At 50.1% G+C, this 21,644-nt stretch carries 23 protein-coding genes and 1 tRNA gene; 5 read left to right on the top strand and 19 right to left on the bottom strand.

The genetic code is table 11. The features are described 5' to 3' along the window. The 15 genes from WCN91_RS14355 to WCN91_RS14425 all read right to left on the bottom strand — a co-directional run. Window positions 1–259: transposase (locus tag WCN91_RS14355; protein ID WP_342680062.1), on the bottom strand; the 259-nt coding region annotated here is incomplete at its 3' end. Between the two features lie 162 nt (window positions 260–421). Then, window positions 422–1,603 carry a flagellin gene (locus WCN91_RS14360; protein ID WP_342680063.1) on the bottom strand — a complete coding sequence of 394 codons (1,182 nt, stop codon included), beginning with the start codon at window positions 1,601–1,603 and terminating at the stop codon, window positions 422–424. Window positions 1,604–2,078: 475 nt separating this feature from the next. Beyond that, window positions 2,079–3,299 (bottom strand): flagellar hook-associated protein FlgL, encoded by a 1,221-nt coding sequence (gene flgL, locus WCN91_RS14365; RefSeq protein ID WP_342680064.1) that lies wholly within the window; start codon window positions 3,297–3,299, stop codon window positions 2,079–2,081. A gap of 5 nt (window positions 3,300–3,304) precedes the next feature. Further along, window positions 3,305–5,302, bottom strand: coding sequence for a flagellar hook-associated protein FlgK (gene flgK / locus WCN91_RS14370; RefSeq protein ID WP_342680065.1), 1,998 nt, complete (start codon window positions 5,300–5,302; stop codon window positions 3,305–3,307). 3 nt (window positions 5,303–5,305) lie between these two features. Then, a complete protein-coding gene (gene flgJ / locus WCN91_RS14375) occupies window positions 5,306–6,322 on the bottom strand; it encodes a flagellar assembly peptidoglycan hydrolase FlgJ (RefSeq protein WP_342680066.1) in 1,017 nt (338 codons plus the stop codon). A gap of 412 nt (window positions 6,323–6,734) precedes the next feature. After that, window positions 6,735–7,829, bottom strand: a complete 1,095-nt coding sequence (locus WCN91_RS14380) for a flagellar basal body P-ring protein FlgI (protein ID WP_342680067.1) — start codon at window positions 7,827–7,829, stop codon at window positions 6,735–6,737. 11 nt (window positions 7,830–7,840) lie between these two features. Then, window positions 7,841–8,533 (bottom strand): flagellar basal body L-ring protein FlgH, encoded by a 693-nt coding sequence (flgH, locus tag WCN91_RS14385; protein WP_342680095.1) that lies wholly within the window; start codon window positions 8,531–8,533, stop codon window positions 7,841–7,843. A gap of 12 nt (window positions 8,534–8,545) precedes the next feature. Next, window positions 8,546–9,334, bottom strand: coding sequence for a flagellar basal-body rod protein FlgG (gene flgG, locus WCN91_RS14390; protein ID WP_342680068.1), 789 nt, complete (start codon window positions 9,332–9,334; stop codon window positions 8,546–8,548). A 21-nt stretch (window positions 9,335–9,355) separates the two neighbouring features. Continuing rightward, window positions 9,356–10,099, bottom strand: a complete 744-nt coding sequence (locus WCN91_RS14395; RefSeq protein ID WP_342680069.1) for a flagellar basal body rod protein FlgF — start codon at window positions 10,097–10,099, stop codon at window positions 9,356–9,358. Between the two features lie 307 nt (window positions 10,100–10,406). Beyond that, window positions 10,407–11,765, bottom strand: coding sequence for a flagellar hook protein FlgE (gene flgE, locus WCN91_RS14400; protein WP_342680070.1), 1,359 nt, complete (start codon window positions 11,763–11,765; stop codon window positions 10,407–10,409). A gap of 37 nt (window positions 11,766–11,802) precedes the next feature. Further along, window positions 11,803–12,480, bottom strand: a complete 678-nt coding sequence (locus WCN91_RS14405) for a flagellar hook assembly protein FlgD (RefSeq protein ID WP_342680071.1) — start codon at window positions 12,478–12,480, stop codon at window positions 11,803–11,805. Window positions 12,481–12,494: 14 nt separating this feature from the next. Beyond that, entirely contained in the window at window positions 12,495–12,917 is a 423-nt protein-coding gene (gene flgC / locus WCN91_RS14410; protein WP_105254924.1) for a flagellar basal body rod protein FlgC, read from the bottom strand. Between the two features lie 2 nt (window positions 12,918–12,919). Continuing rightward, window positions 12,920–13,330, bottom strand: a complete 411-nt coding sequence (gene flgB / locus WCN91_RS14415) for a flagellar basal body rod protein FlgB (protein WP_342680072.1) — start codon at window positions 13,328–13,330, stop codon at window positions 12,920–12,922. Between the two features lie 71 nt (window positions 13,331–13,401). After that, window positions 13,402–14,235 (bottom strand): CheR family methyltransferase, encoded by an 834-nt coding sequence (locus tag WCN91_RS14420; protein ID WP_342680096.1) that lies wholly within the window; start codon window positions 14,233–14,235, stop codon window positions 13,402–13,404. Between the two features lie 47 nt (window positions 14,236–14,282). Continuing rightward, window positions 14,283–15,215, bottom strand: a complete 933-nt coding sequence (locus tag WCN91_RS14425; protein WP_342680073.1) for a chemotaxis protein — start codon at window positions 15,213–15,215, stop codon at window positions 14,283–14,285. A gap of 175 nt (window positions 15,216–15,390) precedes the next feature. On the opposite strand from WCN91_RS14425, the gene flgA reads away from it, so the two are divergent. The 3 genes from flgA to flgN all read left to right on the top strand — a co-directional run bounded on the left by flgA (window position 15,391) and on the right by flgN (window position 16,916). Beyond that, a complete protein-coding gene (flgA, locus tag WCN91_RS14430; RefSeq protein ID WP_342680074.1) occupies window positions 15,391–16,107 on the top strand; it encodes a flagellar basal body P-ring formation chaperone FlgA in 717 nt (238 codons plus the stop codon). A 70-nt stretch (window positions 16,108–16,177) separates the two neighbouring features. Then, the gene (flgM, locus tag WCN91_RS14435; protein ID WP_342680075.1) at window positions 16,178–16,498 is read left to right on the top strand and encodes a flagellar biosynthesis anti-sigma factor FlgM; all 321 of its coding nucleotides are present in this window, start codon (window positions 16,178–16,180) and stop codon (window positions 16,496–16,498) included. After that, the gene (gene flgN / locus WCN91_RS14440) at window positions 16,491–16,916 is read left to right on the top strand and encodes a flagellar export chaperone FlgN (RefSeq protein WP_342680076.1); all 426 of its coding nucleotides are present in this window, start codon (window positions 16,491–16,493) and stop codon (window positions 16,914–16,916) included. The genes flgM and flgN overlap by 8 nt, the downstream gene beginning before the upstream one ends. Before the next feature lie 176 nt (window positions 16,917–17,092). On the opposite strand, the gene WCN91_RS14445 is transcribed toward flgN, so the two are convergent. Continuing rightward, entirely contained in the window at window positions 17,093–17,551 is a 459-nt protein-coding gene (locus tag WCN91_RS14445; RefSeq protein WP_342680077.1) for an LPP20 family lipoprotein, read from the bottom strand. Between the two features lie 133 nt (window positions 17,552–17,684). Between WCN91_RS14445 and WCN91_RS14450 the strand changes: the two genes are divergently transcribed. Next, complete coding sequence (locus WCN91_RS14450; protein WP_342680078.1) at window positions 17,685–18,857, top strand: flagellar assembly protein T N-terminal domain-containing protein; 1,173 nt, start codon at window positions 17,685–17,687, stop codon at window positions 18,855–18,857. Between the two features lie 121 nt (window positions 18,858–18,978). Next, window positions 18,979–19,719, top strand: coding sequence for a glutathione peroxidase (locus WCN91_RS14455; protein WP_342680079.1), 741 nt, complete (start codon window positions 18,979–18,981; stop codon window positions 19,717–19,719). A gap of 2 nt (window positions 19,720–19,721) precedes the next feature. Here WCN91_RS14455 and WCN91_RS14460 read toward each other — a convergent pair. The 3 genes from WCN91_RS14460 to WCN91_RS14470 form a co-directional block, all read right to left on the bottom strand. After that, a tRNA-Arg gene (locus WCN91_RS14460) sits at window positions 19,722–19,796 on the bottom strand. 69 nt (window positions 19,797–19,865) lie between these two features. Then, window positions 19,866–20,636: a FlgO family outer membrane protein gene (locus tag WCN91_RS14465; protein ID WP_342680080.1), complete on the bottom strand. Its 771-nt coding sequence runs from the start codon at window positions 20,634–20,636 to the stop codon at window positions 19,866–19,868. 66 nt (window positions 20,637–20,702) lie between these two features. Next, window positions 20,703–21,368, bottom strand: a complete 666-nt coding sequence (locus WCN91_RS14470; protein WP_342680081.1) for a FlgO family outer membrane protein — start codon at window positions 21,366–21,368, stop codon at window positions 20,703–20,705. Window positions 21,369–21,644 lie beyond the last annotated feature (276 nt).

Raw genomic sequence — 21,644 nt, forward strand, 5'->3', positions numbered from 1 at the left:
CGTAATCAGATAGTTTGGCTAACTCATTGAATAACATATTCAATAAACCTTTCTTCGACCACAAATTGAAGCGGCGATAAACGGCGCTCCAACTGCCAAATTCTGTGGGTAAATCACGCCACGGAATACCTGTTCTCAGCCGGAAGAGTATCCCTTCAAACGTCATTCTGTGTTCTGGTTTATTGTAAATGCGGCCTGTACTCTTCATTAGTTGAAGTAGCTTTTGCCACCGCTTATCAGTTAGCATTAGTCTCGGCATGGTATTGAGTTGTTTTTTTACTTTTGGCGAAGCAAATTATAACTCTTTACCATGCCGCTCAAAAACTAGTCACGAAAGATCAACACACCTTAGGTATTTTATTGTTATGCAATAAAAAAAGCGCAGCCTGTGCGCTTTTCGTAAATAAAGTTACAACTTTAATTAACCACCTAACAAGCTAATAGCCGCTTGTGGTATCTGGTTTGCTTGCGACAAGATTGATGTACCCGCTTGTTGTAAGATTTGGTTTTTAGTCATTTGAGCCGTTTCTGTTGCAAAGTCAGTATCTTGAATACGGCTTCGTGAAGCAGAAACATTTTCTTGAATGTTAGCTAAATTGCTAATAGTGTGACTAAAGCGGTTTTGGATAGCACCTAAATCAGCCCTTTGGTCATCAATCTGTTTAATTGCTGCATCAATTGATTCAAGCGCTGCTTGTGCCCCTGCTCCATCTGCCCCACTGATGTCAATTGAACCAACAGCGGTACCACCGGTAGCGCTATCAGCAACGCCTAATGTAGCTGCACCAGGGGATGCAACAGCAGCAAAAGTTCCACCAGTTGCTACAGAGCTGCCCGCAGTAAAGGCGGTTACTTCATTCGTTGTTGAAAAAGTAATAGAACCCGCCCCGTCTGAAATTGCACGCACACCCAAAGAACCTACATTATCATTTATGGCATCAATCATATCATCGGTGCCCGCACCAGCAGCAACTTCAAAACTGACTGATTTAGTTCCATCTGCATCAGTTACTGCAAACGTTATAGTTTCGGCTGCAGCACCTATATTAGTAGCATCAAAACCTGCTACTGTAGCAGTTTTACCTTTCACAACACCTAAATCACTTGCTTTCATACTTTTTAAAGTCATTTCAATTGTTTCATTAGCATTAGAACCAACTTGAAAAGACTTTGTGCCGAAGTTACCATCTAAAAGTTTCTGACCACCGAATGAAGTAGTATCTGCGATACGGGTTAATTCTGTTTGTAATTGCGACACTTCTTTTTGCAATGCTGCACGATCTTCTGCTGAATTTGAACCATTCGCAGATTGCAGCGCAAGCTCACGCATACGCTGTAATATATTGGTCGATTCAGCAAGAGCACCTTCAGCGGTTTGCGCCATTGAGATACCATCATTCGCGTTACGTTGTGCCACTGCTAAACCATTTATTTGTGATGTTAATCTGTTTGAAATTTGCAAGCCGGCTGCGTCATCTTTCGCACTATTGATACGCATACCAGACGCCAAACGCTCCATGGAAGTGGCGAGCCCTTCACCGGACTTTGTCAGGTTACGCTGCGCGTTGATCGAGGATACATTGGTATTGACTGTAAGTGCCATAATCATCTCCTAAGAGGTTAACCGTGGTTCCTGCTATCAGGCGAACCACTTGGAATTTTTATTTTCTATTGGTTATATTCACACAATGTGCCAATATTTATTTAACATTAAATATCAACAACTTAAATAAGTGACGAACATTTTTCCTGCCCACATCGTCAGCTTATTGCCGCTTGTTTTGCAGCCTGGCAAATACCAAGCTCAAACGCGGCAGTAAAGAGCCACCTTTTGTCGGGTTGTAAGTCGGTACTGTGGGCGAGGCTTTAGCCTTGCAAAGGCCAATTATCAGACTTAAGTCTGACCTACAACGACAATGAGGCAGGGGTTATCTTTTGTCGGGTTGTAGGTCGGTGCTCTGCGCCGACAATGGGCCAATGATCTGCATCTTTGTCGGGCTGGAAGCCAGACCTACAACCATGGCGGCAAAGCCCGACCTACAACGACGTACCACCATGGCGGCAAAATCAACACTGTGTTATCCGATATAATCAAACAGCGATAACTTAGCCAAGCGGCCAAAGGTGGCCTGAGAGGCTTGCAAGGCGGTTTCATGTTGCGTCAATTCACTGATGGCCGCGGCCATATCCACTTCCACCAAGTTAGAGCGCGCCGCCTGATTGTTGATCTCGCGGGCGCTGTTACTGTCTTGTACTCGCTCCAGGGCTATCATGCGTGCGCCCAAGGTGGCCTGGGTATAGACCACTTTTTCCGACGCGTTGCGCAAGCCCACATTGGCATTGGCGAGGTTATGGTGGTATTGCTCATTGGTCAGTGAGCCGTCTTCGAGGGTATTGATCAAATCACCCAGGGTATTTAACAGGTTTTGCTTTTGCGGTGCTTCCAAGGTCACGGTGGCCGTGGTTTCCCCCTCACTCACCCTTATGCTCATGCCATTAAACTCAATCGCTTCACCGCTGTAGTTGCCACTTTGCAGCACAGTGCCCGTACTATCGACTACTTCATATTGATCCCCTGTGGCCGGGGGAGTTGGAGGAAGAACATTAATAGTAAAGGTATTATTGGCTGGGTTGGCAGCGTCATAATTGGCCTGATGAAAGGCGTCAAACGCGCCCTGATCGGCAATAACGGCTATGCCTGTGCCCAAATCAGTATTGGCAATATTAAGTCGCGCCGCCACCTGTTCAAAGGTGGTAAAACCATTATCGCTGGAGTTGATTTTTACGTTATTGGCAATGGTGATTTGATGCTGGCCCTGATCGCCCTGATACTCATACTCGCCAGTGACACTGTCAAACTGATAGGCCTGACTAGCATCTTGATAACCGGAAAACAGGAATTTGCCGTCTTCCGTTTGCGTATTCATCAAGTCATACAGAGTTTGTTGCAGCTCTTTAAGCTCGCTGGCCAGGGCTTTTTTATCCTGCTCGTTTAAGGCGCCGTTACCGGCACGCACCGCCAGCTCCTCGGTATACTGAATTGTGGTATTGATATTTTGCAGCACACTTTCCTGGATGTTTAAGCGGTTACTGAGCAGATTGATGTTTTTCTCGTGTTGCTCATTGATCTGTATTTTGTCACCCAACAACATGGCCTGGGCATAGTCGCTGGGAGCCTGTGAGGCACTAGTGTATTTCACGCCGGTGTCCACTTGGTTTTGCGCCTGTAATACATCCGATTGCTTACGCAGTAACTGGTTCAGGCTATTTTGATAAAACATATTATTTGATAAACGCATAGCAGTTACCTCGCAGAGCTAAGCAGGGTGTCGAAAACGGTTTGGGCAGTTTGCAGAATACGGGCCGACGCCGAATAACTTTGTTGAAAACGCAATAAATTGGCGGCTTCTTCATCGAGGTTGACCCCAGAGAGCGACTCATACCAGGCATTTGACTGGGCTTCTAAAGCGCTAAAGGCGCCAAAGCTGGTTTGTGCCTGCGCCGTCACCATACCGATATCACTCACCGTCCCGGCATAGGCCTGATTGAAGGTTTTGCCATTGCTGCCATCATTTTGGGCATTCACGCTTTGACGCACCAGATTCTGGTTTTGCAAACCCGCCAGGGCCTGACCATTACGGTTATCATCAAAACCCTGGTCATTAAATTCGACGCTAAAGCTGTCCCCTACCTCGGACGTGCCTTTAATATCAAAATCAAAACCATAGTTATCAAAGGGCGCGCCGGCCTGGGCGAGGATATTGTCTTTGGGATCGCTCATGGTGAAGGTCACCGAATTTGCACTGTCGGACAGGGTGTATTGATCCGGCTCTGCAACCTTGGTGAGGGTCAACTCACCATTGGCCAGGCTCGGTGGCGGCCCGGGTAGGAAGCCAGCGCCAATACTGGTTACCGAGCCGGCGCTAATGCTGGCCTCGGAGTTATTATTAATATTCGTTTCGGTGCGGATGGGCGAGGCCAGAGCCAGGTGTTCGCCCTGATCCGTGGCCAGGGTCAGCTGGCTGGCAGCAGCACTATTGAGCTTGATATCCACCTTATCGCCGATGGCACCCAGGGTACTGACATTAATTTGCAGGCCGAAAGAGTCATTGCCACCAAAGTCCACATCGCCATTGACGGCTATGGTGGCCGCCGATGCTGTGCCTATGGCCTTGCCGGAAGCATCTATGGGTTGCACCAGAACATCGTTGGCACTTGGGCCGGTAAACTCAAGACGAAAATCACTGGCGGGAATATTACTGCCCTGCCCCGGCGCTAAGGTAGCACTGAGTTCGGCATTGCTGTTGCCATGGGCCAGACCGACAACGCTCGGCAAGGTAAAGAGATCACCACCTAACTCGCCATTGCCCGCCATACCCAGTCTATTTTGCTGGTTAAAGGCATCGGCAAAAGACAAGGCCATTTGCCCAAGCTGGGTTTGCGCCGGAATAAGGATCTCATCACGATAGGCCAGCACCCCACCAATTTCCCCCTTCAGGGTATTAGGGTCGATATCGATGGCGATGGCTTTGCCATCTTGCAAATCGAGCTTGAGCTCCATCTTGCTGGGATCCGGGTCTCCTTGCAGGGAGAACATATTAAAGGTGCCGTTTTCCATCACCAGGGACTCACCCGAGCTCATAAACACCAGCTTCTCGCCATGAGGGCCATCTGTGGTTTCGATATTAACCAGCTCGGATAGCTCCTTAATCGCCAGGTCGCGTTCATTGTAAAGATTGCTGGCGCTGGCTTGTGAATCTCTGCCATGTACGGCGGCGATCTTACTGTTAAGCTCGCTGATTTTGCCAATCAAGCCGTTTGCTTCCTGGCTTAAGCTGTAGAGCTGGTCATTGACCGTCTGCTGTTGCTCGCTCAGCGTCCCCGACAAGGTATGGAGCTGATCAACAAAGCCCTGAGCATTGCTGAAGAACAAGGACCGGGTAGTGCTGTTCGCCGGCTGGTTTAATGCTTCTTGCAGGTTATTAAAAACGTTATTAATTTGCGTTGATAAGCTGGTCGATTCCTCGGAGAACATAGTATCAACACGTCCCGCATCGGCGGTAAAACGCTCGAAAAAAGCCCGGTTTGAGGTATCGCGATTAAGCTGCTGCTGGGCAAACTCATTAAGCAGGCGATAGGTTTCACTGCGGCCAATTTGATTGTCTATGGTGCCGCCGTGCTCGGTGCGCTCGCGCACATAACCGGCGGTGTTCACATTCGTTATGTTCTTACTGGTGGTATTAAGCAGCTCGGAGCTGGCACGGATGCCGTTACTGGCAATATTGAGTAAATTAAAAGACATACCTTAGTCTCCAATGCCTGGTAGCGTACCTACCAGGGCCTTAAATTCGGGTTGAGCAAGAACGCGCTTCACTTTATTGGCATAGTTGGGGTCGGTGGCATAACCAGCCGCACTGATGGCATCGATAAAGGCAGCGGGCTTATCGGCCACCGCCAGCGCCTGTTGATATCTGGGATTGCTTTGTAAAAACGAGACAAAGTCGTCAAAGCTTTGTTGCAAGGAGTCATACATGCGAAACGGCTCATTGCGCTTTACCGCCACACCCTGCTCATACTCCACCGTGGTTTTAGAGGTGCTGGCTCCTTGCCAATCACGATGGGCCTTGATGTTAAAGAGGTTATTAGAACTGTCGCCGTTGGCAGATTGAATAATATGTTTCCCCCAGCCGGTTTCAAGCGCCGCCTGAGCCACCATAACGCCAGGATGGACGCCAATTTTTGCCGCTGCCTGGCGGGCAAATTGCCACACGCCCTCAATAAAGTCCTGGGCACTTTGGAAACTGGGCGTTTCGACCTTGGGCTGTGTTTCGGTCTTAGCCTCTGTGGCAGCTTTCACATTGGCTGACTCGACTTGCATTTGGGTGTTGCTGCTCTTTTCTTCGCCCTTTTCTTCGCCTTTAACTGAGCGAGCTGAGCGAGTATTTGCCACCTGCGGCAGACGCAAGACCTCCGCCGGAATATATTTGCCCTGCTCTGGCGAGAGTTGCTGCACTATGATATCCGCCAATCCTAAGGAGCCGTTTTGCGATAGCTCGCTGGATAACTGCTGGTCGTGCATGTCCTGAAAATATTTGACGCTGCTGGCGTTAAAAGGGCTGTTTTCATCCTCGAAAGCGGCATTAGCTTGGCGCATGCTTTTAAGCAGCATCTGCGTGAAAATTGACTCGAATTGCTGCGCCGCCTGCTTCAGTGCCGCGCGCTCACCTTCACTGCCCTTGGGCTGCTTGAGAGCGTCCTGACGCAACCTGTCCAAGCTGGTTAGGTCAAATACACTTTGTGTTTGTAGTTGATTGGCATCCATAGTGCTGACGAGATTTAAACCATGTGAGCAATTAATGCTGTAAGCAAAGCAATTTGTATACCAAGAGTCTTGTAGGTCGGTTTTGTGGGCGAGGCTTCAGCCTTGCAAAGGCCAATTGTCAGACTGAAGTCTGACCTACAACGACATATCAACGAATGCACATAATTCGGCGGGCTTATCGGCAATTGCTCCTGCATTGCTCTACTACCGCCATCCTTGGCGGCAAAGCCCGACTACACGACAATACATACAGTTATCTGTAGGCGAGGCTTCAGCCTTGCGAAGGCCAATTGCCAGACTTAAGTCTGACCTACAACGACATATCAACGAATGCACATAATTCGTCGGGCTTATCGGCATGCTCCAGCATTGCTCTACTACCGCCATCCCTGGCGGCAAAGGTTGAGTTCGCCTAGATCACCACTAGCTGGCCATTAATGGCACCGGCTTCTTTAAGCGCTTCCAGTATCGCCATAAGATCACCTGGGGCGGCGCCCACCTCATTGATGGCGCGAACCAGGTCGTCCAAACTCACGCCTGGGTCGAATACAAAGGCACGGGAGTCGTCCTGGCGCACATCGATAATACTTTGATTGGTGACCACGGTATCGCCACCGGCTAGGGCGTTAGGCTGCGACACCTGGGCATTCTCGGCAATGGTTACCGTGAGGCCGCCATGGGTAATGGCCGCTGGCTGCAACTTAACGTTTTTGCCAATTACTATGGTGCCGGTGCGCGAATTAACTATGATTTTCGCGGCATTGTCGGCCGGTTCAAACTCAAGGTTCTCTAAGGTCGACAAATAGGCGACCCGCTGCCCCATATCACGCGGTGCCAACACCCGTACCGAAGCGGCATCCATGGCCGTAGCGGTGCCACCACCAAGCAGGTTATTGATGGTATCGGACAGGCGTTTGGCGGTAGTGAAATCAGGACGATTAAGGTTAAAGGTAATAAAGTCACCCTGGGTAAAGGGGCTGGGAATGGCTCGCTCTACCGTGGCACCATTGGCGATACGCCCCACAGTTGGGGTGTTGATCATTACTTGGCTGCCATCAAGACCCTCGGCACCGAGACCACCGACGACCAAGCTGCCCTGAGCCAGGGCGTAGACATTGCCGTCGATACCCTTTAAAAAGGTTTGCAGCAAGGTACCACCACGCAGGCTTTTGGCGCTGCCGATGGAAGACACGGTGACATCCATGGTTTGCCCCGGCTTAATAAAAGCCGGCATCTCAGCATGAACGGCAACGGCGGCAACGTTTTTGATCTTCGGCTGCAAATTAGCCGGCAAGGTTATGCCGAAGCTATTGAGCATGGCCTTAAAGCTTTGCTGCGTGTATCTGTCTTTTTCGCCGGTACCGGGCAAGCCCACCACCAAACCATAGCCCACCAACTGGTTGCTACGCACGCCCTCAACCATGGCCACATCCTTGATGCGCTCGGCCTGAGCCGGCAGGGTTGTCAGGGTCAAAAAGACGGCGATAATAACGCTAAGCCACTGCATATACATACTCCTTAAAACGGAAACAAGCTGCCCATAAAGAAGCGCGACAGCCAACCGGCACTTTGCGCTTCCTGCATATCACCCTTACCCGAGTATTGAATACGGGCGTTGGCAATGCGGCTGCTTTCTACCGTGTTTTGTGCGCTGACATCGGTCGGGCGCACTATGCCTTCAAGGCGAATAAATTCCTGACCGGTATTAAGAGTGAGCCATTTTTCCCCGCGGATCACCAGGTTACCGTTGGGCAATACCTGCATCACGTTAACGGAAATATTGCCCGCCAGGCTGTTTGACTGATTCGACTTGGCATCGCCGGTAAAGGCGGTGTTGGACTTCACTCCCAGCTCTATGCTGTCGCCGCCGATATTGACCGGGTTGCCGCCAAGGCCAATCACAGGGTCCAGCCCGACTTCGGTTTCCTTATCGGTTTCCGTTTTCGCCGTTTTTGATGCCTGGGTCGACTCGCGCAGCACCACGGTAATAATGTCGCCGGTACGCAGAGCCTTTTGATCTGCGTACAGGTCATTGGCCAGCATGGGGTTAAACAAGCCACCGTTATTATTGATGTTTTGTGGTGTCTGCTGCGGATACATGGGGGCGTAATAAGGGTCGTCCGCCACCACTGTGGCGTTTTGCGTCGATTCACACCCGCTTAGTGCCAGGGTCGCCGACAAGCCAACCGCCCCCCATAAAGACCTAGTCATCATAATGCCGCCTTAGAGTTGCTGATTAATGTAGCTCAACATCTGATCCACGGATGAGATCACCTTGGAGTTCATCTCGTATATACGCTGAGTTTCGATCAGGTTCACCAGCTCCTCGGTGACATTCACGTTCGAGGTTTCCAGTGCTCCCTGGACGATAATGCCAAGACCATCGACGCCAGGGTTACCTTGCACCGGCGCGCCACTAACCGCGGTTTCGGTGTAGAGGTTTTGACCCATGGGCTCCAAACCCGATGGATTGATAAAGTCGCTGATCACCAACTGGCCGATCACCACGTTATCCGCCTGACCGGCGATGCGTACAGAAACCTCGCCATCTTGGGAAATGGTCAATGACTGAGCGTCGTCAGGCACATTCATTTCCGGCTGCACCGGGAAACCGGCACCACTGGTAACAACGCGGCCATCTTCATCCGTGGTGAACTGGCCGTTACGGCTATAGGCAATATTGCCATCGGGCAATAACACCTCAAAAAAGCCCTGGCCCTGGATCATCCAATCCAAAGAGTTTTCTGTGCTGAGCATATTGCCCTGCGAGAAGTTCTTTTGGTTGGCAACCACTTTAGCGCCGGCGCCTAACATCAAGCCTGATGGGCTTTCAGTATCTGCAGATGTACGTCCACCCGGCTGGTTAATATTTTGATAAAGTAAGTCTTCAAAAATAGCGCGGCTTTTTTTGTAGCCCACCGTGCTCGCGTTGGCGAGGTTGTTGGAAATCACCGAAATATCGGTTTGTTGGGCATCGAGCCCGGTCTTACTGATCCACAATGCTGGGTTCATATTATTAACTCCTCGCTAAGGCTAAACGATGCGCAGCAATGCTTCGGCACGCTGATCATTTTCTTCGGCGGTTTTCATTAGCTTGACTTGTAATTCGAATTGGCGCTGATGGCTGATCATGTCCACCATTTCATGCACTGGATTGACGTTGGATGTCTCCAGCGCGCCGGGAATAATGGAGACCTCAGTGGAAACGTCAATGTTTTGACCCTCGCGGGCACGAAACAAGCCGTCATTACCTTTTTCCACTTGGCGACCCGTGGCCTGCACTATTTTCAGCCTGTCCACCTCTTCTAAGAAGTTGGCAGGCGCGCCTTGTGGGCGAACCTGTATAGTGCCATCCTTACTAAAACTGACCTTTTCTATGGGCAGGGGCAGAATAACCGGACCACCCTCGCCGACCACCTGTCGACCTTCACGGTCCACCAGCAGGCCTTCCTGGGTGATGCTTAGCGAACCGGCCTTGGTATAGGCTTCATTACCGGTGTCATCAAGGACACTAAGCCAACCTTGCTCGCTCATGGCGATATCGAGATCACGCCCAGTCGCGGAAATGCCGCCGGCACTGGTGTTGGTTCCGGCTCGCTCCTGCAAGGCGAAAACTCGGGTCGGCAGACCCTCACCAAAGGCCTGCATCGACCGTGCCTGAGCAATATCGGCTTTAAACCCCGTGGTGTTGGCATTGGCCAGGTTATTACTTTTAACCGCCATGCCCAACAGGCTTTGCTTGGCTCCGGAAGTTGCTATATACAGCATTTTATCCATTGGCTTGCTCCCACAATTCTAACTAGGGTAGGAAAAGCAAGATTGATACCAATACGTTTATTTCATTCGTCAAATTTGGCAAGGCAAGAAAATAACAGCTCGGTGTTGTGGGCGAGGCTTTAGCCTTGCAAAGGCCAATTGTCAGACTTAAGTCTGACCTACAATGAATGTGCATATTTGTCATTTACAGGTCGGTGCTAATGCCGACCTACAACGACATATCAACGAATGCACATAATTCGTCGGGCGGCAAAGGTCGACAGCAGCAGAGATAAAAAAGGCCACTTAAAAGTGGCCTTAGAAGTCCTTAGCGGATCTGCAGGATATTCTGTTGCAGTGTTGAGTTCACTTCCAGTGCTCGCGAGTTGGCCTGGAAGTTACGCTGGGCGGTGATCAAGTCCACCAGCTCGTTGGTCAGGTTGGTGTTCGATTGCTCCAGCGCCGAGGAGTTAATGGTTCCAAGGGTACCTGTACCCGGCTCACCGGCAATGGGCTCACCAGATTCGATGCTCTGTTTCCAGCCTGTGTTACCTACCTGCTGCAAGCCTTGCGAGTTAGGGAAGCGTACCATGGCTACCTGACCCAGGAAGGTAGAATCGCCATTGCTGTACGAGGCTACTATCTTACCATCGGAGCCAATGTCGATGCCCGCCAAGCGACCTACCGTAGAGCCGTCTTGTTCCAGGGCTTTCACCTCGAAGCGACTGGCATACTGGGTCGGCACCTTGTTGGCGGTGTTGCCTTCGTCACGCCAGTTAAGCTCAACACCCGAGTCTGGGAAGGTAGCGCCATTGTCTAACAAGGTCGACAAGCCTGCTCCCGGCCCCCCTGGTAAAGTAATTTCATCAAAGGTGCTGGGCGTTACGTTTGTGTTGCCATTGGTGGTCGCCGGCAAGCCGCTGGCATCAAAGCCAAACTCCACCAAGGGAGAAAAAGGTGCTGTCTGCTCTTCGCCTGTGCCTGGGTTGATCACCTTGCCATCCAAGGTGCCATAGACTTCCCACTCGTTTGGATTGGTAGCTGGGTCTTTTTTCACGAAGAAATACTGCAAAATATGCGGCTCACCCAGTGAATCATAAACCGTGGTTGAGGTCGATGAGTTATAGGTGGCTCGTTCGGTTGGCTCAAAAGCCAATCCTGGTGCATCCGCGGTGGCATCCAGGTTAAAAGACGAGTACACGTTTTGGGTGGCGCGCGGCGAACCCGAGGCATCGGGGATCTGAATCGGATTGGCGGTGCTTAGGCTCACCGATGAGGTGTCGCCTGAGCTGGGGTCAACCGGGAAACTTTGCAAGAAGTTACCCTTGGCATCGACCATAAAGTTATCGTCGTTAAGCTTAAAGGCACCGGCGCGGGTGTAGGTCATATCTTGCGACGCCAAACTGTCGGTCATGGCAAAGTAACCATCGCCTGTGATCGCCAAGTCCAGGGCATTATTGGTAAATTTAAGTGAGCCCTGGTGGAATTGCTGTGCCACCATGGTGGTTTGCACACCGTCGCCACTTTTGGTTTTACCGGCACTGAATACCGAAGCCGCATACACATCGGCAAATTCGGCGCGGGACTCTTTAAAGCCCGTGGTGTTAACGTTAGCAATGTTGTTCGCGGTAACGTCCAAGTCTTTCTGGGCTGCAGCAAGCCCGGTTAATGCGATATTGAAACTCATGTTTCACCTCTTCGGTTAGTGCCTAACGGCGCAGCTGTTACACAGAAATTTCCGCTACCTCAGACAGTCGCACCGCGCCTTCTTTGGTATTGACGATAATTCCATTTGCGCCATTGATATTGACGCTCTCAATATTCTTAAAGGTTGCCAGGGACAAGGCGCTGTACTCGCCATTAATGCTGCCCTCGGCGACAATTTGATACTCACCCGGCGGGAAGGGTTGACCATCGGCGTCAAGACCGTCCCACTCAAAGCGGATAGCACCGGCACTTTGCGCACCTAAATCCACGGTATCGATAATTTGTCCGCTGCTATCTTTGATAGTCAGGGTCAGATTATCCACCGCCTCAGGTGCCAATACCGTACCCTTACTGACTTCACCACTGTTAAGCTCTATGCTGTCTGACTCCAGCAGCGCCTTCTTGCCAACCAAGGTAGAAGCCTGCAAGGCAGAGTTCGAGGTCATGGATGCCGCTAAGGACTCAAAGTTTTCATTGAGTTTGGAGATCCCCTCAGCCATGGTGAAGCTGGTCATTTGCGCAATCATCTGGTCGTTATCCGCCGGTTTACTCGGGTCCTGATAAGACAATTGCTGAGTCAGCAAGCTGAAAAAGTCCGCTTGCGTTAACTCATCATTTTTTTCCTCTGTTTTGGGCTGGTTGCCGTTCCAATATAGCGACCCTAAACCCGAGGTTGATTGCACATCATTACTCATGCTCTATCCTCACTTTACCCGCGACCAAGCTGTAATGTTTTAGTAAGCATTTGCTTGGCCGAATCGGCGATTTGCACATTGGTCTGATAGGAACGCGAGGCAGAAATCATATTGGCCATCTCTTCCACCACATTGACATTGGGTTTGTAGATATAGCCTTTGGCATCCGCCATGGGGTGATTGGGATTGTATTCGACCTGCAATGGCTTATCGCTTTGCACTACACCCAAGACCTTCACGCCTACAGACTCTCCATGCTCTTTACCCAGAGCTTGCTGCAACTGGGCAGCAAACACAGGTTGGCGAGCACGGTAGGTTTGTTCCACTGAGGAGCTCACCGAGTTGGCATTCGCAAGGTTACTGGCGGTGGTATTGAGGCGCACGTTCTGTGCACTCATCGCCGAGCCGGCAACATCAAAAACGTTAAATAAACTCATGGTTATGCTCCTTGACCGCCTAGCGCTTTCTTAAGACCTAAAATCTTGCTGGTCATAAAACTTAGGCTGGCCTGATACTCTATGGCGTTCTGTGTATACAAGTTCCGTTCCACTTGCACATCAACAGAGTTACCATCACCTGTATCTGATTGATTTTGAACACGATATTTAGCTACACCCAAATTCATTTGTGTGCTTGCGTGGAGGTGTTCCGGGTGTGTGGTAGTGAGTCGGTTGCCGCTTAGCTGCCCACTTTTTGCCGCTTTTAGGGCGCTGGCAAAGTCTATGTCTTTGGCCTTGTATCCTGGGGTATCTGCATTGGCAATATTTGACGCCAGGAGTTCGGCGCGCTGCGAACGTATAAGCATAGCCTGGGGATGCACCCCAAACGCTTTATCAAAACTGATAGCCATAGCCTCTCCAAATTTTTGACTGTGGAAAAGGCTACAGCAATTCTTATACCAGAGATTTTAACTGATTGTTTTTAAACGTTTTTTTGGTAGATGATACCGGGGTTACAACGCACCATGGTGAAGTCGTTGCTCAGTCCTGTCATGGACTCGCTGGCGCCGAGCAGGAGGTAGCCGCCGGGATTCAGTGCCTGGGAAAATTGGGCAATGATTTTTGCCTTGATCTCGGGAGCGAAGTAAATCAGCACATTGCGGCAAAAGATAATGTCGAACTTGCCCAGTAAGGCATAAGAATCAAGCAGATTAAGATGGCGAAAGTTGACCATGCGCTTGATATTGTCGTTAACCCGGGCCATGCCGTTATCGCTTTCGGTAAAAAACTTACGGCGGCGCTCAGCGCTCAGCCCTCGAGCTAAGGCCAGGGCGTCATATTCACCTTTTTTACACACCTCCAGCATACTGTTAGAGATATCGGTGCCAACAATTTGTACATTACCTCTTAGCGCACCGGGGCGGCTTTGCTGGTATTCAGCCAAAGTCATGGCGATAGAATAAGGTTCCTGACCGGAAGAGCTGGCGGCGGACCAGATCTTAAGTGGTCGCCCTAAGCCTGAAAACTCGGGTAATAACCGATTTTTCAGTAACTCAAACGGGTATTGATCGCGAAACCACAAGGTTTCGTTGGTGGTCATGGCATCGACCACGGCGGCACGAAGTTGCCGCTCATGCACATTTAAGGTTTTTTGCACCAGTTGCGACAGGGTATCGACACCAAAACGCGCCATCAAGGGTGCTAATCGGCTTTTAACCAAATACTGCTTGTTGTCGCCAAGCACTATGCCGCATTGCTGCTCTAAAAAGGCGCGAAACTGATTATATTCGTTAAGCTGTAAATGCTTATTTTCCAATCTACGACTCACTTAGTGGTGATTAATTAGTATAAGTGACACAAGCCTTAGCCGTTATGCACCCATTTTTTCACCGCACTCGCCAACTCGTCCGGATTAAATTTAGCGATAAAGTCATCGGCTCCCACCTTCTCAATCATGGCTTGATTGAACACCCCGCTAAGCGAGGTGTGTAAAACCACGTGCATGGGCGCGAGCTTAGGATCCGCTTTTATCTCAGCAGTTAAAGTGTAGCCATCCATTTCCGGCATTTCCACATCGGAGATCAACAGCGCCACTCGCTCGGTTATATGGTTTTGACACTCAAGTTCGGCTATTTCCTTTAAGCGTATCAAGGCTTCCTTACCGTTTTTAGCCAGCTCGGTTTGCACCCCTAGCGGTTCCAGCGCTCTCTTTACCTGGTTGCGTGCTACCGCCGAATCATCGGCGATAAAGATGATGCGATCGCCAATATCCCGTTGCATTTCGCCATCTTCGGCAATGCCCTGACTGACTTCGGTATTGACCGGGTTTATCTCGGCCAGGATCTTTTCAACATCAAGGATCTCCACCAGCTCCTGCTCTATCTCGGTAACGGCGGTCAAATAGGAATAGCGACCAGCCCCCGAAGGCGGCGGCATGATTTTTTCCCAATTCATATTAACGATGCGCTCGACACCCCCGACCAAAAATCCCTGCACCGAACGGTTGTACTCTGTGATAATAACAAAGCTATCCTGGGTATCTGTGATCGCCGGGCCACCCACGGCCATCGACAGATCAATCACGGAAATGGTTTGCCCGCGAATATGGGCAACACCGCGAATATAAGGGTTACTCTTGGGCATTTTAGTCAACGCAGGACATTGCAGTACTTCACGCACCTTAAACACATTAATACCGAAGCGCTGACGCCCTTTAAGTTTGAATAACAAAAGTTCGAGGCGATTTTGCCCCACCAGCTGGGTGCGTTGATTGACAGAGTCTAAAATACCAGCCATCGGGGTTCTCCTAGCTTTGACTTAAAATGACAGATTTGCGCCTGTATGCGCTAGATAGGAACGCTTTTTGCTTCGAATAGGTCATATCAGCATAATTACGTTAGCGCGTCTGCTATTTGACGCCCTGTATTTATACCCTGTTTTGTGCAATAAGCATAGTCGAAAGGCCCTTAGCATGTTCAAAAAAATCATCTTTATTCATGGCTTATGGCTGCTGAACGCTCTATTTTCAAGTCCTTTTTCCGAGGCAAAAACGCCCCTTGGCGATGACTATAGTCGTGAGCGCTTACAAACCATAGCAGAGCAACATATTATCGCCTTGGCACAGATTAAGCCGCAGCAAGAGCTGCAAGTACAGGCCATAGACCTGGATGCACGTATCGGCGAGCGCTACTGCGCTCAGCCACCAGAACTCTCCACCGCCAGCGAGCCTCCTTTCAACCGTCAGGTGACGGTGCAGCTAAAATGTCCGGCACCAGCACTGTGGACCCAATACGTGCATGTGCGCATCGACAAACTCTCCCCCATAGTGGTGGCCAACAGTCATATTGCCCGTGGTCAGATCATCACGGCCACGGATGTCAGCACCGAGCTAAGACCTCAGCATTTTGTTCGCGCCCGCTATGTGGAAGCGCCGGAGTTAGTGATAGGCAGTCGCAGTAAACGCACCATACGCCAAGGCTTGCCTATTAACCTCAGTCAGCTGTGCATGGTGTGTAAGGGCGATAGCGTAACTATCATCGCAAAAATCAATGGCTTAACCATTAAAACCGTGGGCGAAGCCCTAGAGGATGGTGGCTTGGGCGAGAATATCCGGGTTCGCAACCGCAAATCAGGACGCCTGCTCAGCGCTCAAGTCACAGCGGTTGAAACCGTTGCAGTGAATATCTAAATTATATGCTAAAGTAATGGCGTAAATGGCCGATAAATATCCAAAGGTCAGTTTAGCTCAGGTATAAGACATGGTTAATCAAGTAAATAAGAGCCAGCAAGGCGCGGTGTATAATAGCCCGCAACAAAAAATCGAGCAGCAAAAATCGGCGCAATCTCAGGCCTCTGGCGCTGCCGCTAAAGCCGATGTCAAAGCCGCGAGCGATTCTGTGAGTCTCACTCCACAGGCAAGACAAATGCGTTCATTGCAAGAAAAGGCCGAGCGTTCTTCGGGATTCGATGAACAGAAGGTTGCCGAGCTGAAGAAGGCCATCGCCGCAGGTAAATACCAGATCGACAACGAAAAGCTGGCGAAGAATATCGCCGCATTCGAGTTTGATGTGTATGGCTGATTCGGCACTCATCCTGGCTCTAAAACAACAGCAAAGCAGCCTAAATGAGCTGCTGGCTTTGCTCAATGACGAGCTTACCGCCATTGCTGGGCGCAGCGGCACCGACTTAAAAGCCCTCACCCCAATCAAGGCGCAAGCGCTAACCCAAATCCACAAACAAGACCAACATATTGCTCAGTTACTGACTCACCAAGGTGAACGAGATGAGCAAGAACAAGCGTTGATCGACAAGGCTCGGGAACTCCTTGCCCAGTGCCAAAAGCAAAATCAAATCAATGCCCAAGCAGCCCACCAGGCACAATTAAGCGTTAAGCAGCTAAAAGATATCCTCATAGGCGCGCCCAGCTCCATTACCTACGCCGCCGACGGCGCCATTGACCGCAGCGACAATAAACTAGTACGTAACCTTAAAGCCTAATTTTGTAGGTCGGTGCAGTGGGCGAGGCTTTAGCCTTGCAAGTCGGTGCTCTGCGCCGACAATGAGACTGGGTTATCTTTTGTCGGGCTTATCGGCAATGTGCTCCTGCATTGCTCTATTGTCGGCCTAAAAGGCCGACAATGATGGCGGCAAAGCCCGAGCTACAGCCATCCACTCTAGTAGTAGCTGACCTTTTTAACCTTGCGCGGCTTGGTCTCATTTATATAAAGATCGTAAACCCGCTTCATATCCAGCTCCAGCTCGGTAGCATAACTGTCGCCAACCACATAACTGCGCATCACCTTGGCACCACGGATCACCCCTTGCACCTTGGCCTCAAGCTGATCATCGGTGGCAATCGCTTGAGCAAGCTGGGTGTGTCCGCTTAACTGCTGACCATATACCTGCTCCGCCAGCTCGCGATAGGCCTCTATCTTGGATGCCTTCATCGCCATCAGGGATTTTTGCTCGGCGGTTTCACCCGGTTGCGGTGCTATGGGTGCATAACCCACAGCTTGTAACACAGGGTAACTGTCCGGCTTTGTGATGCCATACTCAACATGTTTATCGAACATTGAGCTACAACCTGTGGCGCCTATCACCAACCCTAGAATTATGCCCACTTGACGCAGCATCTTGCTCTCCACTTCCACGACTAAAAATGATTGCCTTAAGTATGCACAAAAAATGCCAAAAAAGCGTGTGCTAGATTAACCTGGTATGTTCTTTGCTGGCTTTAACCCAAGTAAGATCCGACGACAGACTTTTATGCGATACCCAGCTTTTCTATGCGCCCTGCTATTTTCTGCCTACAGCCAGTATGCAGCGGCTCAATGGCTACAAACCACAGGGGTTGCACCCCTGGCCGGACAAAGCAGCGCCGAGGCGCGCCAACAAGCCATTAATGATGCCATTACTCAGGCATTACAATACTCTGGGATTTCGCTTTCGAGCGTGCAGACCCTAAGCCAGGGAGTGTTAACGCAAGATAGCTTAACGATACAGAGCCATGGCCAGGTGCAGCAAATCCATGTGCTTGAAGAGCAACAACAAAACGGCATGTTGAGCGTGACCTTGCAGCTCGATATACAAGCAGATGCCGAAATCCAGCAATGCCAGCAAAGCGGCTTGCGCAATCATTTTGCCCTGACCCAAGCCGGATTTGCCAATCCGCAGCAAGCCCGCTATGGTCAAATATTTGACATTCCACGAGCCTTTAGCAAGCAGCTCTTTGCACTAATGAGTCAGGCAGATTTGAATGTGCACCCGACTCCCTATTTTAAAGACCCCCTGCATGTGGCGCCCTTTTTTTCACAGCAATACGACTATGATGAGCAGCTTATCGATTATGTAGGTAATGCCAGCAATAGCCAGTTTGTACTGCTCTCACACATCACGGATGTTTCCTTAGGGCAGCAGCTCAACAGCAAGTATGCATTTTGGGCCGATGACAGCTTTGAGCGCTTTTTTAACGTGGAATTTATACTGTTTGATGCCCTGAGCTTTGAAAAAATCTGGCAGCAGGCCTATCACACTCAGGCACCCTGGGATTTTGATAAAACCACTCTGGTCGATGTGCACAGCGGCACCTTTTGGCAAAGCCAGTATGGCCGCGGTATCAGTGCCCTTAGCCAGCAAGTTATGTATGACCTTAATCAGGCGCTGCAATGCTTGCCAAGCAAGGGGCAAATTAAACATATCGAGGATCAACAGCTCATTATTAATCTTGGCAAAGACAACGGCTTGAACTTGGGACAAGAGCTCACCCTGGCCCATCACAACCAGGCAATCACCTATGAGGGTAAGCATTTGCCGCGCCAGATCACCACCCTTTATCGGGTCAAAATCACTCAGCTATACCAGCACAGCGCCGTTGCCAGCAATGTCTCAAAAAGGCCGCTGCAGAATATTCAGCTCAATGATCTGGTGATCATAAATTGAAGCAGAAAAATGACAGAGCAAACCATCCAAAAAAGCGATTAACTTAATCACATTAAACCATTTTAATGATTAAAATCATTTTGGCATACTGGGCTCATTGATTAGATAAGGATTAAAACCAATGAGCCAATTTAAAAACAGCACAGGCCTGCGCGTCCCCGACGTTACCTTCGCCATTCGTGACAATGAGCAATGGCAAAAGCGCACCAGCGAGGATATTTTTGCTGGCAAAACCGTGATCGTTTTCGCCCTGCCCGGCGCCTTTACGCCAACCTGTTCGTCCACCCATTTGCCCCGCTATAACGAATTAGCCGCGGTGTTTAAACAAAATGGTGTCGATGACATAGTTTGTGTTTCGGTAAATGACACCTTTGTTATGAATGCCTGGGCGCAACACCAGGAGGCGGGCAACATCACCCTGCTACCCGACGGCAACGGCGAATTTACCGATGGCATGGGCTTGTTGGTGGATAAAAACGACCTTGGTTTTGGCAAGCGCAGCTGGCGTTATTCCATGCTGGTTAAAGATGGCGTGATTGAGAAAATGTTTATTGAAGCAGATGTGCCCGGCGACCCCTTTGAGGTGTCCGATGCCGATACCATGCTGGAGTACATCAACCCGCAGCAGGTAAAACCTCAACCGGTCAGCCTGTTTAGCAAACCCGGCTGCCCTTTTTGCACTAAGGCAAAGAATCTGCTGACAGAGAAAGGCCTGGCGTTTGAAGAAATCACCCTAGGTAACAGCGTGTCGCTCACCAGCCTTAAGGCCATCACAGGTCGTGAAACCGTGCCGCAAGTCTTTATTGGTGGCGAGCATATAGGTGGCAGTGACGATTTGGCCGCTTATTTCGCAGCACAATAAGATGGCGGCCCCTGCAGGAATCGAACCTGCAACTACCCCTTAGGAGGGGGTTGTTATATCCATTTAACTAAGGGGCCTAGAAGCCGTTTAGAACTGGGCTTGATTATAAGGCTAGGTGCTTGATAATCAAGCCCATTTGTTATCGATTAACGACCTAAACCGTCACGATAGCTGGCTGGGTACATGCCTTCGACAACAAAGTGTGGAATAAAACCTTTACCAGAGGCGATCACTACCCTGTCCTTGCTGCCAAAGATGCGGGCATTGACTATGACACCTCGGTCAGTATAGGTCAGGGTTCCTGAGAGGATATAGTCCACCGCTTGATGTTGTGCCAACTCGGCAAAGTCACGTGAATAGGCCAGATCCCCCTGCTGAGTGACGCGGATATCACCGGTGGCCTTAAAGTCCACAACCTGTAATCCAAACTCCTGCAACTCAGTGATCATGCTTTCTGCCAACTGGTTACCCAGCAAGTTGGTGCGCTTTAGCGATGAGTCCAACTCCACAAAGCTGGCCACGGCAACACGCCCTGAAGCGATATTAACATTAAGGTTTTCAATCAGACGCATGGAAAGTTGCTCTGCATAATCACCGATCAGCTTATGAGTTGAGCGTGGACGATAGGCAGAAAAAGGCGGTGTCCATGGCAGACTTGATTGAGCTGGCTCACTGGCATGTGTTTTTACATTGCCCTCAGTGTAAAGGCGAGTAAGCTCATAACCATGATGATGATGGGTACGGGCGCTGCGATGGCTGCTGGAGTGACCCACAGAATGCCCATGATGTACTCTGGTTACCTGCTTTCCTTCGTAAATATCTCGGGTTTGATGGTCATCACCATGGTGATGGTGCGCACACCCAGACAAGGTAGAAAGAGAGAGCGCCGACACAGCAAGAAAAACCCAAGTTCGCATACTATAACTTCCTTAATAATAAATACTTAGCTTGGGTGCTATCGGCCTACTCTGGGCTTTCTTTAGTTAATTTTTCAATAAAGTACCATTATTTTCCTGCTGACTTTGCAGTAACGCTAACACCCGATTTCGGGGCAGTAAGGTTTGGCCGCTGGCCACCACAGTACGGCTTTGCACACCCACAATACGGGCATTAACCAAAACTCCATCTTGGTGTCGAGTCAAGGTGCCGGTCAGTATATATTGCGCTGCCGTGGCATTTTCCAGCTCCAGATAATCACGGCTCAAAGCAAAATCCCCTTGGGGCGTGACGCGAATATGCTGGGTCAGCTTAAAGTCGATCACCGGCACACGCAGTTGGTGAAATTCGTGCATAAAGGACTCGGCCACATGGTTACCCAGCAGGCTGCCCTGATTTAAATCGCTGTCAACATAAGCAAAGGTAGTAACAGCCAGCGCCGTTGTTGTCGATACTTGCTCGAGATTGGCGGCGAGATCATGGGCCAACCCCTGAATATAAGCGTTAATGGTTTTGTTCCCCACAACTAGATGTGGCTGCGGGTAATAGGCGCGATTACCCTGAAAAAAGGCATCGTCCACATCGAGCCTGCGGTTCACCTCGCCCCCTTTAAGCTCCACCTGAGCGCTTGCCTCATCTGTGTTCGGTGCATCATGCTGCTGGGCACACCCAGCCAGTGCAGCCAAGGCCAAAATAAGTGCTAGCTTGTTCATTTTTCTCTCCTATTCACTAGGGTCTGTTTATCTTTGCGGTTTACTTTATGTTCAATCTAAGCGCATTCTGATGAATATAATCACTGATTTATGTGGTCAAATTCATCCATGAAGCTTGGTTACATCGCGCATCCATGCGCTCACCTCGCTAAGCTGCGAAGCATTGCTTCGGTCTTGCTCGCCTATGTTCATAGCGAGTAACACAGAGCAGGATGCGTTTAGATGAACCCGTAGGGCAGCGCTTGTAGCGCATTTCTACTGTGTTGTTACATGTTC

This window comes from Pseudoalteromonas qingdaonensis (assembly GCF_038739665.1).
GTDB classification, from domain to species: domain Bacteria; phylum Pseudomonadota; class Gammaproteobacteria; order Enterobacterales; family Alteromonadaceae; genus Pseudoalteromonas; species Pseudoalteromonas qingdaonensis.